A 13,396-nucleotide genomic window follows, 5' to 3' on the forward strand; every position below is an offset into this window, starting at 1 on the left:
GCCCACAAGTATGGATATGAAACAATGACTGTTGCTCAAGCAGTTGTTCCGAAGAAAAATTCTGCACGCCGCGTTTTGGCCGCGAGCATGATCGGAACAACAATCGAATTCTTCGACTTCTATATTTATGCCACTGCTGCGGTAATCGTTTTCCCGCACCTCTTCTTCCCCGCAAGTGACGGTAACTCGGCGCTACTCCAGTCTTTGGCAACTTTCGCTATTGCCTTCTTTGCACGTCCAATCGGCGGCGCGTTGTTCGGTCACTTCGGCGATAAGGTTGGCCGTAAGGCAACGCTCGTTGCAGCTCTTATGACCATGGGTATTTCCACGGTCGCTATCGGCTTCTTGCCAACCTATGAATCCATCGGCGTATGGGCGGCTCTCCTGCTCGCACTCTGCCGTCTCGGTCAGGGCCTTGGCCTTGGTGGCGAATGGGGTGGCGCAGTTCTGCTTGCAACCGAAAATGCACCGGAAGGCAAGCGTACCTGGTACGGCATGTTCCCACAGCTCGGTGCGCCTGTTGGCTTTATCCTTGCAACGGGCATCTTCCTGATCCTCGCTGAACTTCTCACCGAAGAACAGTTCATGTCGTTCGGCTGGCGTATTCCTTTCATCGCAAGTGCTCTGCTGGTTGGCGTAGGCCTCTTCATTCGTCTGAAAATTGCTGAGACGCCGGAGTTCCAGAAGGCTATCGACAAAGCTGAGCGCGTTGAAGTTCCTGTCGCAACGCTTTTCAAAAAGTACAAGTCGAGCCTGTTCTTCGGTACTATTGGTGCTGTTGCAACTTTCGTTCTGTTCTACCTGATGACGGTGTTTTCGCTCGGTTGGGGTACACGTGCGCTCGGCTACAGCCGTGAGCAGTTCCTCATCCTGCAGATGGTTGGCGTTATTTTCTTCGGCCTCACCATTCCGATTGCAGCACTGCTTTCAGATAAGTACGGCATGCGTCCAGTCATGATCGTCGTAACAGTCCTGATCGGTATCTACGGCTTCCTGATGGCCCCGCTATTCCTCAGCGGAACTGTCGGCGTTCTCGCTTTCCTTATCCTTGGTTTTGGCTTGATGGGCCTGACTTACGGTCCAATTGGCGCAGCCCTTGCAGAACCCTTCCCGACTTCGGTTCGCTATACCGGCGCTTCGCTGACATTCAATCTGGCTGGTATTCTTGGCGCATCAGTTGCACCTTACATCGCAACTTGGCTCGCGACCCATTATAGCTTCGCTTATGTTGGCTATTACATGACTGCTGCCGCCGTGATTTCTCTGATCGGCTTTGCATTCATCTCGTTCAAGCGCGGTGAATAATTAGTAATAAGCGTCAAACAAAAAGCCCGCGTGGAGCAATCCACGCGGGCTTTTCTTTATGTAAGTTCGACAACTTTATTCGGTGTCAGCAGCTTCAAGCGCAATCGCAACGGACTGAATGATCGAAGCGAAACGCGCAGCAGTCTGGATCACTTCGGTCGAAACGCCAGCCTTGCGCAGAACATCTTCATGCGCATCGATGCACATGCCGCAGCCATTGATTGCTGAAACGGCCAGCGACCAAAGCTCAAAATCAACCTTGTCGACGCCCGGGTTGCCAATCACGTTCATGCGCAGCTTGGCTGGAAGCGTGCGATATTCCTTGTTGGTGGCAAGGTGCACGAAACGATAATAGACGTTGTTCATGCCCATTATCGAAGCAGCCGATTTTGCGGCCTGCACAACGCTTGCATCAACCTTACCTGCTGCTTCAGCAGTCAGCGCCTTGCGCACATCAGCATTGCGCGAAGCGATACCGCAAGCAATAAAAAGACCATATTTCTGCTGTGGCGTCAGCGTTTCATCGCTCGCCATGGACGAAAGGTTAAGGCGAACATCCTTGGCAAAATCCGGGATTTTAGACTTCAGATCATCAATGGACATGGAACCCTCTTTAAATGTCATGTGTCAGTTCTGGATAAACAAAAGGCGGGTCTCAACCCGCCTCGTGTCATATAGTTGATGCCGATTAGGCAGCCTTAAGCGTTTCGCCACCGACTTCGCGGTTGCATGGGCAAAGCTCATCGGTCTGCAGAGCGTCGAGAACGCGAAGCGTGTCTTTCGGAGCACGGCCAACATTGAGGTTGGTTGCGTAAACGTGCTGGATCGTGTTGTCAGGATCGACAACGAAGGTGTAGCGGTAAGCAACGCCATCTGGCGAGCGAACGCCGAGGCCATCGACCAGCGAACCGTTGGTGTCAGCGAACGACCAGATTGGCAGCTTGTTAAGATCCTGATGATCGCGGCGCCAAGCGAGCTTTACGAATTCGTTGTCGGTTGAACCGCCGAGAACAACTGCGTCACGGTCTTCAAAGTCCGAAGCGAGACGTGCAAACTCTGCGATTTCTGTTGGGCAAACGAATGTGAAATCCTTAGGGTAGAAGAAAATAACCTTCCACTTGCCTTCGAAGCTTGCTTCGGTGACTTCTTCAAAAGCCGAAACGCCGTTTTCTTCGTGGAAGTTAAAACCAGGCTTTACGCCGGTTACTTTGAAAGAAGGAAGCTTGTCACCAATACCGAGCATCTCATACCTGCCTGTGAATTCGTTGTTGTGCAGAAAGTTCAGAAGTTTCAGAACTCTCTACTTGCTAGACATATATAGAGATTCTAATACAATCGGTCAAAGCGATTAAAACGATCAAATCCATCGATTTTAACGATGGGGATAAGTCCAGCCTGCTCTCATGCTCAATATCAGTGTTCGCCAACTCCATTATTTTATCGCTCTTGTAAAAGCAGGCTCGTTTTCACGCGCAGCCGAGGCCGTCGGTGTTACGCAGTCGACACTAAGCGCTGCCATTCAGGCGCTTGAAGCGGAGATCGGTGCCACACTGATCGACCGCACCGGACGACGCATGCAACTGCTGCCAGCGGGCGAGGATTTCCTCAATCGTTCGCAGGAAATCGTTGCTTCCATTGAGGAACTACCAGAACATGCGCGTCAAGCAGAGCGACCTCTAACCACGCGTCTGCGACTGGGCGTCATCCCGTCAATCGCGCCGTTTTTATTGCCTAAAGTACTGCCGACGACAGCCAAAGCTTTTCCGGAACTGCAATTAAGTGTGCGTGAAGGGCTGACGCGCACTCTTCTCGACAATCTGCGCTCAGGTTCGCTTGATGTGGCGCTTGTCGCTCATCCCTATGAACTCGATGATTTTGAAGTCGCCGAAATCGGGAAAGACCCATTCTTTCTCGCTGTACGACGCGATCATGCGCTGGCCAATCGCGACCAAATTGATGCGAGCGACCTTCAGGACCAGCCGTTTCTGCTGCTCGAAACTGGCCACTGCTTACGTGAACACGTCATGGCTGCCATTGGCTCAAAGCCCACCCAGACGGGTGGCGATGTTCATGCGACAAGCATCATGACGCTGGTGCAGCTTGTGGAGTTTGGCATGGGCGTAACGTTGCTGCCAGAAGTCGCGATTAAAGCAGGCGTTACCCGTGGTAGCGAAATCAGCATTGTTCCTTATGAAGGACAGAACAACTATCGCTCACTTGCTTTGGTCTGGCGCGCCAAGGCAGCGAGACGCAATGAATACCAGCTCTTTGCAACGCATCTACGCAATCATTGCATGAATAAGTGAGCTAAAGAACACCCCATGCACGAAAACGACCGCGCCCGGTAATCTCTCGAAGATTAAGCTCAGCAATCAGCTTGAGCGCCCCCTGTGGCGTAACATCAAGTTCCTTTTCCACCATTGGGCTCGATACAAGCGGGCTGCGCATCATCATATCCACGAGTTGCGGCAAGCGGGAATTAGAACGGCGCCCTTTTAGCTTGCGCTGCATCTGCTCTCGCGCCAGCATCAAACGGTCATGCTCTTTCATCACTGTCTCAGCACCATCCTCAATGGCTGCAAAAAAGGTTTTGAGACGAACAAGGCGATTCTGCGAGCGGCGTTCATCAGGCCTTTTGGTTCGCAAACCGATGCTTAGCGCTGGCAAATGCGAAGAAGCTATTCCAGACTGACGCAGGTAAGCGGCAGCAAGCAAGCGCCCTACCCATGAGGAGCGCTGCACTACCTCAATATCAAACCAAGCATCATACATGATTGCAGAGCGCATTAAGGGAGGCAGATAAGCAGACTTTTCAAAGATATCGCGCCATTGCTGCAAACGCTCATCCTCATTCCAGTCCTCATCATTCAACAGCGGATCAATTTCGACGACCTGAGGCTTGGGCTTCTCCTGAACGATGCCTTTCAAGAGTGCATCAGTGCGTGCAAGCAGAGCGTCAATATCATCCAGAAGTGCGTCGGCCTCGCCCTCTTCCGGCTCAGAATAGTGTTTCACGGGCTCGGCTTGAATATCGATATTTCGACCGAGCAATTGCTGGATACCTGAACTGCTCAACGCCCACCCTGCTGCGCGTCCAGCAACTTGCCGCCGAAGACGCAAAACGGAGTGCGCAATCGTCAGCGCATGGCTCGGCATACGCGTATCCATCACGGCGTCGTGCAAAACCAAATCTTCCAGATGAACCAGTTCTCCCTCAAGCCACATGGACGCAACAGCGTCATGCATATGCATGCGCTCCAACATTCCGTCGCGGATTGGTGAACGGGCAAGCCGCTCGTCGAGCCTGGTTAATGCAGCCGTGGCATTAGCCACAGGCACAAAAAGCTCATCGAGCGGCAACTTGTCAAATTCATAAGCCATGTTCAGCATATCGCAACCGATTGCGGAAAAAGGCAAATGAAAATAGCAGTTTAAAGCGCCTTGCGTCGTTTTAGACGCATAAAAAGCGCTTTAAATAAACTATTTTATCTTCGCATCGTGCTTTCCAAAAATCTGGTTAGATTTTTGGGCCGATGCTTAGGAGAGAACGTCCGCAACTTTCACCGAACGACCTTCTTTAACCGAAAGAAGTGCAGCTTCAGCAAGTGCTAAAGCCTGTAATCCATCTTCAGCAGAAGGTGTTGACTCATCACCATTATCAATCGCATCGATGAATGCGGCAATCTCAGCCGCATAAGCATCCGTATAGCGCGTCATGAAGAAATCATGCAGCGGCGGACGCGTGTAGCCATCTTTCGATGCAACTTCGATCGAGACAGGACGCTGGTTTTCAGCCGAAACCGCTCCTTCTGATCCATGCACTTCGATGCGCTGGTCGTAACCGTAAGAAGCCCGACGCGAATTGGAAATCACACACTGACGACCGGAAGCTGTGGTCAGGATAACGCTGGCGCTGTCAAAATCGCCAAGCTCGCCGATCTTAGGATCAACAAGAACCGTCGCCGATGCAGAAACCGTTGCAATTTCTTCACCCAGCAGAAAACGCGCCATATCAAAATCATGGATCGTCATATCTCGGAAAATCCCGCCGGAAACCTTGATATATTCTGCAGGCGGCGCACCCGGATCGCGACTGGTGATCGTGACCATCTCGACCTTACCGATGCGACCATCATCAATCGCTTTGCGAACCGCCGCGAAATGTGGATCAAAACGGCGATTGAATCCGAGCATAACCCTGCCGCCGGTTTCCTTGATGACAGCGAGGCACGCGCGCACCCGCTCGATATTTAAATCAATCGGCTTTTCGCAAAAAACGGCTTTGCCAGCTCGCACGAAGCGCTCGATCAAATCAGCATGGGTGTTGGTTGGTGTGCAAATCAACACCGCATCCACATCAGATGACTTTTCGATCTGTTCGATAGTGCGAACTTCAGCACCAGCAGAATCGGCAATGGCACGTGCTGCATCCTCATTAGCATCCGCCACCGCAACAAGTTTCGCACGCTTATCAGAAGCGATTGCACCCGCATGAACCTTACCGATACGGCCAGCACCGAGCAGAGCAAGACGTGTAACCATTGCCTTCATTCTCCCAAAACGGCCATCCTCGATTGACCGACAAAACAGTTTCGCCACTCCACTTTGTGCAAGAACACAATGCGCAATAGAATATTTATTCTATTTTGCTAGATTGCGATATAATATAAGTCAAGAGAGTGTTTCTGAAAGGACCGCAATGGACGTCGAACAGGTTGCAACAGCGCCAAGCAATATCAAAGAATTTGAAGCGAGGCTGCTCGAAATTGCAGATCGCCTGCCCAAGCGCTTGAAGCAATGTGCGGATTATGTTGCGGCTAATCAGGACAGAATCGCGGTTTCAACTGTGGCCGAAATGGCCGAAGGCGCAGGTGTTCAAAGTTCGGCATTCATGCGCTTTTGTCAAATTCTTGGCTTTTCAGGTTTTTCGGAAATGCAAAAGATTTTCCGCGACTCCTATGCTGGTGGCTGGCCAGATTATTCCACGCGGATCGAACATTTACGCGAAACTGCGGCAGGAAGTGCTCCTGCCCTGTTAGCCGAATTCGCTGAAGCCGGACGCACGTCTCTCGAAAGCCTGCTTAAGACCATAGAACCGCAGGCATTGGACAAGGCAGTCCACCTGCTGGCAACGGCGGAGACCATTCATATTATCGGGGTCCGACGTGCATTCCCTGTTGCAAGCTATCTGGCCTATGCTTTTGAAAAGATGCAAGTTCCGGCGATGCTACACAGCGCAGTTGGCAAGCTCGAAAACCAGCATGCCATTCGCAAAGGCGATGTTGTACTTGCCATTTCTTTCTCACCTTACTCGCCCGAAACCATTGCAATGGCGGAAAATGCCAGCGCACGCGGCATTGATGTCATCGCAATCACCGACACAATTGTCAGTCCGATGAGCAAGCTGGCACAACAATCATTGCTCGTTTCTGAGGTAGATTTCGGTGCATTCCGCTCGCTTTCTGCAACGCTCTGCCTGGCAATTACGCTCGCTGTCGCCGTCGGCACAAAACGCCAATCATAAAAGAACACGACATTCCATTTTTCAGTTGAAATAGAATATTAAATCCATTTTAATCACAAATAGAATGAAAGACGCATGCACCGATGGAGGATGGAATGGAGCGGCTGGATTTGATCACGATTGGCCGGTCTTCGGTGGATCTCTACGGCGCACAGATCGGTGGCTTACTGGAAGATATGTCTTCCTTTAACAAATATGTTGGCGGCTCCCCTACCAATATCGCAACCGGCACCGCTCGCCTGGGGCTAAAATCGGCGCTCATTACGCGTGTCGGCAATGAACATATGGGGCGCTTTCTGCTGAATGAACTTGCACGCGAAGGTGTAGATACGCGTGGCATCGTCACCGATCCTGAACGCCTCACAGCACTGGTCATTCTCGGTATCCGTGACCAGCAACAGTTCCCGCTCATCTTCTATCGTGAGAACTGCGCTGACATGGCACTTTGCGAAGATGATATCGATCCAGACTTTATCGCTCAGGCCGGATGTGTACTCGCAACCGGCACGCACCTTTCGCATCCGTCTACAGAAGCTGCAGTTCTCAAGGCTTTGAATCTTGCGCGGGAAAATGGCAGCCGCACAGTGCTCGATATTGACTACCGCCCGAACCTCTGGGGACTTGCAGGGCACGGCGATGGTGAGAGCCGCTTTATCGAATCTGCTACCGTGACCGCCAAGCTGCAAACTACGTTGAACCTGTTTGATCTCATCGTCGGAACAGAAGAAGAGTTCCACATTGCGGGCGGAACGACTGATACGCTTGAAGCCCTCAAAGCTGTCCGCGATACCACCAAAGCAGTCCTCGTTTGCAAGCGCGGGCCGATGGGCGCCGTAATCTTTGAAGACGACATTCCTGATAGTCTCGACGAGGGAAAATCTGGTGAAGGTTTTCCAATTAAAGTGTTTAACGTGCTTGGTGCAGGTGACGGTTTCATGTCCGGCCTTTTGCGCGGCTGGCTTAAGGATGAAGATTGGCCGACCAGCTTGAAACTCGCCAATGCCTGCGGAGCCTTCGCAGTGTCGCGCCATGGCTGTACGCCCGCTTATCCCAGCTGGGAAGAGCTGCAATATTTTTTCAAAACCGGCATTCGCAACACGGCGCTCCGCAATGATGAGGCACTTGAGCAAATTCACTGGTCGACCAATCGCAATGGTGACTGGCCGCATATGCGAGTTTTCGCTTTTGACCACCGTATTCAGCTTGAAGAAATGGCAAGGGAAGCTGGCGCGAATGAGGAAAAAATCGGACAATTCAAAGAATTATGCCTGAATGCTGCATTAGAGGTTTCGGGCGGTCAAAATGGCTATGGCATCCTCTGTGACAGTCGGCTTGGTCGCGATGCGCTCTATCGCGCCGCTGGAACTGGCCTTTGGATCGGACGCCCCACAGAATGGCCGAGTTCGCGACCGTTAGAGCTTGAACCGGAAATCGGACCTGATTGCGGCGGCCTTGTTGAATGGCCGCTTGAGCATGTCGTCAAAGTGCTTTCGTTCTATCATCCAGATGACAGCGACGATGTAAAAGCCCAACAGGAAGCCACCGTAAAACGGCTCTTTACAGCTGCACGCCGTAACCGTCTTGAATTCCTTCTGGAAGTCATTCCATCCAAGGTCGCACCTGTCGATGATATGAGCACAGCGCAAGTCGTTGAGCGTTTCTATGAGATCGGCGTCTATCCCGACTGGTGGAAACTAGAGCCTCTGACCACAGAGGAAGCATGGCAAAATACCTGCGATGCGATCACGCACAATGATCCGCACACGCGCGGGATCGTCGTGCTGGGTCTTGATGCACCAGCCGAAGAACTTGAAGCAAGCCTCAAAGTTGCGGCGGGTTTTGATCTCGTGAAAGGCTTTGCTATTGGTCGCACCATTTTAGGTGAAGTCGCACGCCAATGGCTTGCAGGCAAAATGAGCGATGCAGATGCTGTTTCGGAAATGGCAGAACGCTATCGCAGTTTCTGCGATCTGTGGGACGGGCTGCGCCAAAAATAACGCATCTCAGCGACGGGTGGAGGCCTGTATCTGAGGTTGCGATGAGGCGGGATTTCCGCCGGGAGGAAATATGACGACAGTTCGACTAACCGCGGCACAGGCTCTTGTGCGCTACATTGCCAATCAGATGACACCAGAAGGTGAGCCCTTTATCGCTGGTGTCTGGGCGATTTTTGGCCATGGCAATGTGGCTGGGCTTGGCGAGGCTTTGCATGGCATTCGTGATCAACTCGTGACCTGGCGCGGCCATAATGAGCAAACCATGGCTCATGCGGCCATTGCTTATAGCAAGCAGCTCGGTCGCAAACGCGCTTGCGCTGTCACTTCCTCCATCGGTCCCGGTGCAACCAATATGGTCACCGCGTCAGCACTCGCTTATGTAAACCGCCTGCCGGTCCTGTTCATTCCCGGCGATGTATTTGCCAATCGCGGCCCCGATCCAGTGTTGCAGCAGATCGAGGATTTCAACGACGGCACAGTGAGCGTCAATGATTGTTTCCGCCCCGTGAGCCGCTATTTTGATCGCATCGCGCGACCCGAGCAGCTTCTCACTGCCCTGCCGCGCGCGTTCCGGACAATGACCGATCCTGCGGATTGCGGACCTGTAACGCTGTCATTCTGCCAGGACGTGCAGGCCGAAGCCTATGACTGGCCAGAGGAGTTCTTCGCGCCAAAAGTATGGCATTGGCGTCGTCCGCCAGCCGATGAGCATGAATTGGCAACAGCAGTTGCCGCGATCAAAGCTGCCAAGACCCCGGTTATCGTTGCGGGCGGCGGCGTACATTACTCAGGCGCCCATGAAGCACTGAAAAGCTTTGCGGAAACCCACAACATTCCGGTTATCGAAACACAGGCCGGCAAATCGACTTTGCCGTGGGATCACGCACTCAATTTCGGTTCGGTCGGCGTTACTGGTGCAGACAGTGCAAACGCCGTTGCAGCAAACGCCGATCTGGTCATTGGCGTAGGCACACGGTTTCAGGATTTCACCACCGGCTCATGGGCATTGTTCAAGCATCCAGGCCGAAAACTGCTTTCGCTGAACGTTCAGCCCTATGACACGCACAAGCAAGGTTCGATCTCACTTGTTGCAGATGCGAAAATTGGGCTGTTAGCACTTTCAGCTGGTCTGAAAGACTATAAGCGCAGCACACTCGACACCACGCTGAAAACACGCTGGTTTGAAGCAGCGGATCGTTGCACGGCTGCCCCCGGCGATGCCAACCAGCTACCCACAGACATGCAGGTGATCGGCGCGGTACAGCGTCAGTCGAAAGAAAATACCGTCGTTATGTGCGCGGCTGGCACCATGCCAGGTGAATTGCACCAACTCTGGAAAGCCGGTCGCCCGATGTCCTATCACATGGAGTATGGCTTTTCCTGCATGGGCTATGAGATCGCAGGTGGGCTTGGCATCAAAATGGCGGAACCGGATCGCGACGTGATCGTGATGGTCGGTGATGGCTCCTATATGATGGCGAATTCAGAGCTTGCGACCTCTGTGATGATGGGCATCAAGATCACAGTCGTGCTTACAGACAATCGCGGTTATGGCTGCATCAACCGTTTGCAAATGGCGACCGGCGGTGCCGAGTTCAACAATCTGCTCGACCACACAACCCATGTGAATGCATCGAATATCGACTTCGCGGCCCATGCAGGTGCGATGGGTGCCGACAGTAAGAAAGTCGGTTCTATCCGTGAACTCGAAGATGCGCTGGCGGAAGCGCGCAACAGCCCGCGCACCACAGTTATCGTCATCGATACCGACCCTTACCTGACGCCTGAAACCGGCGGCTGGTGGTGGGATGTGGCTGTGCCGGAAGTCTCGGACCGCGAACAAGTACGCGCCGCGCGCGAAAATTATGAAGCTCAGATCAAAGAAAGAAACTGACCGATGATCCTCTATGGCACCAACCCGATTGCCTGGTCGAACGATGATGATCGCAGCCTTGGCGCGCATATAAGCCTTGATCAATGCCTTGATGAGACTTCAAAAATCGGCTTCGATGGAATCGAAAAAGGTCATAAATTTCCGCAAGTTGCAGCGGAACTTAAAGCAGTACTCGAACCACGCAATCTGGGCTACGTTTCTGGCTGGCATTCGCTGAACCTTCTTAACAATTCCGTAGAGGATGAGAAGGCTGCTATGCAGCCGGCGCTTGATCTTCTGAACGCCATGGGATGCAAAGTCATCATCGTTTGCGAAACGTCGAACGCAATTCATGGCGACGATAGCAAGTCGCTCTCCGAACGTCCTGTGCTGGAAGAAGCACGCTGGGCTGAGTTTGGTGCAGGCGTTGAAGCACTGGCCCAATATGCGAGCGCGCAGGGTATTGCACTCGTCTATCATCATCACATGGGCACGATTGTTCAGAGCGAAGACGAGATCGATCTTCTGATGAAACATACCGGCCCACATGCCAAATTGCTGCTTGATACAGGCCATTGTCTGTTTGGTGGCGGTGATCCTGAACGCGTTGCAAAGAACCATATAGAGCGTGTCCGGCATATCCATGCCAAGAATGTACGCCCGGCTATAGCGGCACAGGTACGCGACCAGAGCCTCTCCTTTCTGGAAGGCGTGCGCCGCGGCGTATTCACGGTTCCCGGTGATCATGAAGGCGGTGTCGATTTTGTACCAGTACTTAAGGTCGCAGCCCAGCATGGCTATCGGGGCTGGCTGGTGATTGAAGCCGAACAGGACCCTGATGTGCGCAATCCATTCGAATATCAGTCGCTGGGGCTAAAATCGCTCAAAGCATTTGCGCGCGAAGCAGGGTTAGACAAAGGAGACTGAGCTATGGCCAATCTGTTACGCAAACCGAGCGGCAAGCATGGCAAGGTGCACGACATCACGCCGGAAAGCGCCAATTGGGGCTATGTTGGCTTTGGCCTTTATCGTCTGAAAGCAGGTGAAACCGCAACCGAGAAAACCGGCGACCGGGAAGTCATTCTGGTGCTGGTCGAAGGCAAGGCAAAGCTCAAAGCCTCGGGAGAAGATTTCGGCGAAATGGGCGAGCGAATGAGCGTGTTTGAAAAACTCGCTCCGCATTGCCTCTATGTGCCTGCTGAGAGCGACTGGGATGCGGTGGCAACAACCGATTGCGTGCTTGCTGTCTGCACAGCACCTGGCAAACCGGGCCGCAAGGCACAAAAACTCGGACCGGAAGGGCTGACATTCGATACGCGTGGACAAGGTGCAAACACCCGCAACATCTTCAACATTGCCATGGAAGGCCGCGATGTCGCCGACAGCCTCTTGGTGACGGAAGTTTTCACGCCACAAGGCAACTGGTCATCCTATCCGCCCCACCGACATGATGAAGATAACTTCCCGGATATGACCTATCTGGAAGAAACCTATTATCATCGCCTCAACCCGTCGCAGGGCTATGGCATTCAGCGAGTCTTTACCGAAGATGGCAGTTTGGACGAAACCATGGCCGTTTCTGACGGCGATGTTGTTCTGGTGCCAAAGGGACATCACCCATGCGGCGCGCCCTATGGTTATGAGATGTATTATCTCAACGTCATGGCTGGACCGATCCGCAAATGGCGATTTAAAAACCATCCTGATCACGACTGGATTTATAAGCGCGATAATCCATCAGCATAAAAAGAAAGCCCCGGATTTCCGGGGCTTTTTTCTTAGAGTTTTGCCACTTTTTTCAAATCGTCCACCGCACCGGGTGCAGCAACGAAAACTTTGCTACCCTTGGTCAGTTGCTCGCCTTCCGTTGGAAATGGATGCGTATAGCCGCCTGCTTCGCGGACCAGGCAAAAACCTGCCATGCAATCCCAAGCGTGCATATATGGCTCGTAATAGCCCACCAGACGCCCTGCTGCCACATAGGCAATCATCAGCGCGCCAGAGCCGTTACGAATGAATGTGCCCCCCGCTTCGAGCAGATCTTCCACGATCTTCGCAACCACCTGCGGGGTTACGTAATTATTGGCACCAATGCCCGTCACCGCGTTGCGAATTGTGCGCGTTTCATCAAGCACAAGCTTTTTGCCATTAAGCGTTGCACCCTGCCCCTTGGCGGATGCGTAAAGCTCATCAAAGCATGGCGCCTGAATAACACCGATCATCGGCTCGCCATCTTTCAGCACGGCAATGGAAACGCACCAGTTCGGCATTCCGTTGACAAAAGGGCTGGTGCCATCAATGGGATCAACCACCCATGTATAGCCTGAGCTACCGGCATTCAGTCCATATTCTTCACCCAGAAAACCATCGTCGCTGAAAGCTGCTGATACACGTTCATTGATCAGCTGTTCGACATTGCGGTCAGCAATGGACACCACATCCTGCGGATCGCGCTTGGTTTCAATCACCAGCGTCTCGCGGCGATTGAAGTAATCAAGTGCCAGAGCACCAGCCTCGCGCGCAATGTGCTGCGCAAGCTTAAACCGTGCTTCAAGCTCTTTTGAAATGTCTGATGTCATGCTTGGTTTCCAGTCAGCGGGAATGAAGATGCATGGTCTAGGTAGTCTAATACCGGTAAGATGTGAGATATTGCAAAGCTGTGCATACTCTTTGTTTTTTAAATTTATGTGTCAATCG

The 13,396-nt window shown here is 52.6% G+C and carries 12 protein-coding genes; 7 read left to right on the forward strand and 5 right to left on the reverse strand.

Annotated features, from left to right (window positions below; all coding sequences use genetic code 11):
* Nucleotides 1-24 precede the first annotated feature (24 nt).
* Entirely contained in the window at nucleotides 25-1,305 is a 1,281-nt protein-coding gene (locus ACOZHT_RS06875) for an MFS transporter (protein ID WP_421565466.1), read from the forward strand.
* Nucleotides 1,306-1,380: 75 nt separating this feature from the next.
* Here the strand turns inward: ACOZHT_RS06875 and ACOZHT_RS06880 are convergent, their stop codons facing one another.
* Together ACOZHT_RS06880 and ACOZHT_RS06885 are read right to left on the reverse strand one after the other, a co-directional pair.
* Nucleotides 1,381-1,908, reverse strand: coding sequence for a carboxymuconolactone decarboxylase family protein (locus ACOZHT_RS06880; RefSeq protein ID WP_339509570.1), 528 nt, complete (start codon nucleotides 1,906-1,908; stop codon nucleotides 1,381-1,383).
* 85 nt (nucleotides 1,909-1,993) lie between these two features.
* A complete protein-coding gene (locus ACOZHT_RS06885) occupies nucleotides 1,994-2,548 on the reverse strand; it encodes a peroxiredoxin (RefSeq protein WP_064321814.1) in 555 nt (184 codons plus the stop codon).
* Between the two features lie 160 nt (nucleotides 2,549-2,708).
* On the opposite strand from ACOZHT_RS06885, the gene ACOZHT_RS06890 reads away from it, so the two are divergent.
* The gene (locus ACOZHT_RS06890; protein WP_421565467.1) at nucleotides 2,709-3,611 is read left to right on the forward strand and encodes a hydrogen peroxide-inducible genes activator; all 903 of its coding nucleotides are present in this window, start codon (nucleotides 2,709-2,711) and stop codon (nucleotides 3,609-3,611) included.
* A 1-nt stretch (nucleotide 3,612) separates the two neighbouring features.
* Here ACOZHT_RS06890 and ACOZHT_RS06895 read toward each other — a convergent pair whose 3' ends face one another.
* Complete coding sequence (locus ACOZHT_RS06895; RefSeq protein ID WP_421565468.1) at nucleotides 3,613-4,686, reverse strand: RHE_PE00001 family protein; 1,074 nt, start codon at nucleotides 4,684-4,686, stop codon at nucleotides 3,613-3,615.
* Between the two features lie 156 nt (nucleotides 4,687-4,842).
* Nucleotides 4,843-5,847, reverse strand: coding sequence for an inositol 2-dehydrogenase (gene iolG / locus ACOZHT_RS06900; RefSeq protein ID WP_421565469.1), 1,005 nt, complete (start codon nucleotides 5,845-5,847; stop codon nucleotides 4,843-4,845).
* A 157-nt stretch (nucleotides 5,848-6,004) separates the two neighbouring features.
* Here iolG and ACOZHT_RS06905 point away from each other — a divergent pair, with 157 nt between their 5' ends.
* The 5 genes from ACOZHT_RS06905 to iolB all read left to right on the forward strand — a co-directional run bounded on the left by ACOZHT_RS06905 (nucleotide 6,005) and on the right by iolB (nucleotide 12,445).
* A complete protein-coding gene (locus ACOZHT_RS06905) occupies nucleotides 6,005-6,829 on the forward strand; it encodes a MurR/RpiR family transcriptional regulator (protein WP_421565470.1) in 825 nt (274 codons plus the stop codon).
* A gap of 95 nt (nucleotides 6,830-6,924) precedes the next feature.
* Complete coding sequence (locus tag ACOZHT_RS06910) at nucleotides 6,925-8,826, forward strand: bifunctional 5-dehydro-2-deoxygluconokinase/5-dehydro-2-deoxyphosphogluconate aldolase (RefSeq protein ID WP_421565471.1); 1,902 nt, start codon at nucleotides 6,925-6,927, stop codon at nucleotides 8,824-8,826.
* 70 nt (nucleotides 8,827-8,896) lie between these two features.
* On the forward strand, nucleotides 8,897-10,720 hold the full coding sequence (iolD, locus tag ACOZHT_RS06915) for a 3D-(3,5/4)-trihydroxycyclohexane-1,2-dione acylhydrolase (decyclizing) (RefSeq protein WP_421565472.1): 1,824 nt from the start codon (nucleotides 8,897-8,899) through the stop codon (nucleotides 10,718-10,720).
* 3 nt (nucleotides 10,721-10,723) lie between these two features.
* Entirely contained in the window at nucleotides 10,724-11,626 is a 903-nt protein-coding gene (gene iolE / locus ACOZHT_RS06920; RefSeq protein ID WP_421565473.1) for a myo-inosose-2 dehydratase, read from the forward strand.
* Between the two features lie 3 nt (nucleotides 11,627-11,629).
* Nucleotides 11,630-12,445: a 5-deoxy-glucuronate isomerase gene (gene iolB / locus ACOZHT_RS06925; protein WP_007879514.1), complete on the forward strand. Its 816-nt coding sequence runs from the start codon at nucleotides 11,630-11,632 to the stop codon at nucleotides 12,443-12,445.
* 32 nt (nucleotides 12,446-12,477) lie between these two features.
* On the opposite strand, the gene ACOZHT_RS06930 is transcribed toward iolB, so the two are convergent.
* Entirely contained in the window at nucleotides 12,478-13,278 is an 801-nt protein-coding gene (locus ACOZHT_RS06930) for an inositol monophosphatase family protein (RefSeq protein ID WP_421565474.1), read from the reverse strand.
* Nucleotides 13,279-13,396: the final 118 nt, after the last annotated feature.

This window comes from Ochrobactrum sp. EDr1-4 (assembly GCF_049199085.1).
In the GTDB taxonomy this organism is placed as follows: Bacteria; Pseudomonadota; Alphaproteobacteria; order Rhizobiales; family Rhizobiaceae; genus Brucella.

What these genes read in the sequence shown, in the direction of transcription:
- ACOZHT_RS06875 (WP_421565466.1), top strand. Translation starts at nt 25, where the DNA reads ATGACTGTTGCTCAAGCAGTTGTTCCGAAGAAAAATTCTGCACGCCGC.
- ACOZHT_RS06880 (WP_339509570.1), bottom strand. Translation starts at nt 1,908, where the DNA reads ATGTCCATTGATGATCTGAAGTCTAAAATCCCGGATTTTGCCAAGGAT.
- ACOZHT_RS06890 (WP_421565467.1), top strand. Translation starts at nt 2,709, where the DNA reads ATGCTCAATATCAGTGTTCGCCAACTCCATTATTTTATCGCTCTTGTA.
- iolB (WP_007879514.1), top strand. Translation starts at nt 11,630, where the DNA reads ATGGCCAATCTGTTACGCAAACCGAGCGGCAAGCATGGCAAGGTGCAC.
- iolE (WP_421565473.1), top strand. Translation starts at nt 10,724, where the DNA reads ATGATCCTCTATGGCACCAACCCGATTGCCTGGTCGAACGATGATGAT.
- ACOZHT_RS06910 (WP_421565471.1), top strand. Translation starts at nt 6,925, where the DNA reads ATGGAGCGGCTGGATTTGATCACGATTGGCCGGTCTTCGGTGGATCTC.
- iolG (WP_421565469.1), bottom strand. Translation starts at nt 5,847, where the DNA reads ATGGTTACACGTCTTGCTCTGCTCGGTGCTGGCCGTATCGGTAAGGTT.
- ACOZHT_RS06895 (WP_421565468.1), bottom strand. Translation starts at nt 4,686, where the DNA reads ATGGCTTATGAATTTGACAAGTTGCCGCTCGATGAGCTTTTTGTGCCT.
- iolD (WP_421565472.1), top strand. Translation starts at nt 8,897, where the DNA reads ATGACGACAGTTCGACTAACCGCGGCACAGGCTCTTGTGCGCTACATT.
- ACOZHT_RS06905 (WP_421565470.1), top strand. Translation starts at nt 6,005, where the DNA reads ATGGACGTCGAACAGGTTGCAACAGCGCCAAGCAATATCAAAGAATTT.
- ACOZHT_RS06930 (WP_421565474.1), bottom strand. Translation starts at nt 13,278, where the DNA reads ATGACATCAGACATTTCAAAAGAGCTTGAAGCACGGTTTAAGCTTGCG.
- ACOZHT_RS06885 (WP_064321814.1), bottom strand. Translation starts at nt 2,548, where the DNA reads ATGCTCGGTATTGGTGACAAGCTTCCTTCTTTCAAAGTAACCGGCGTA.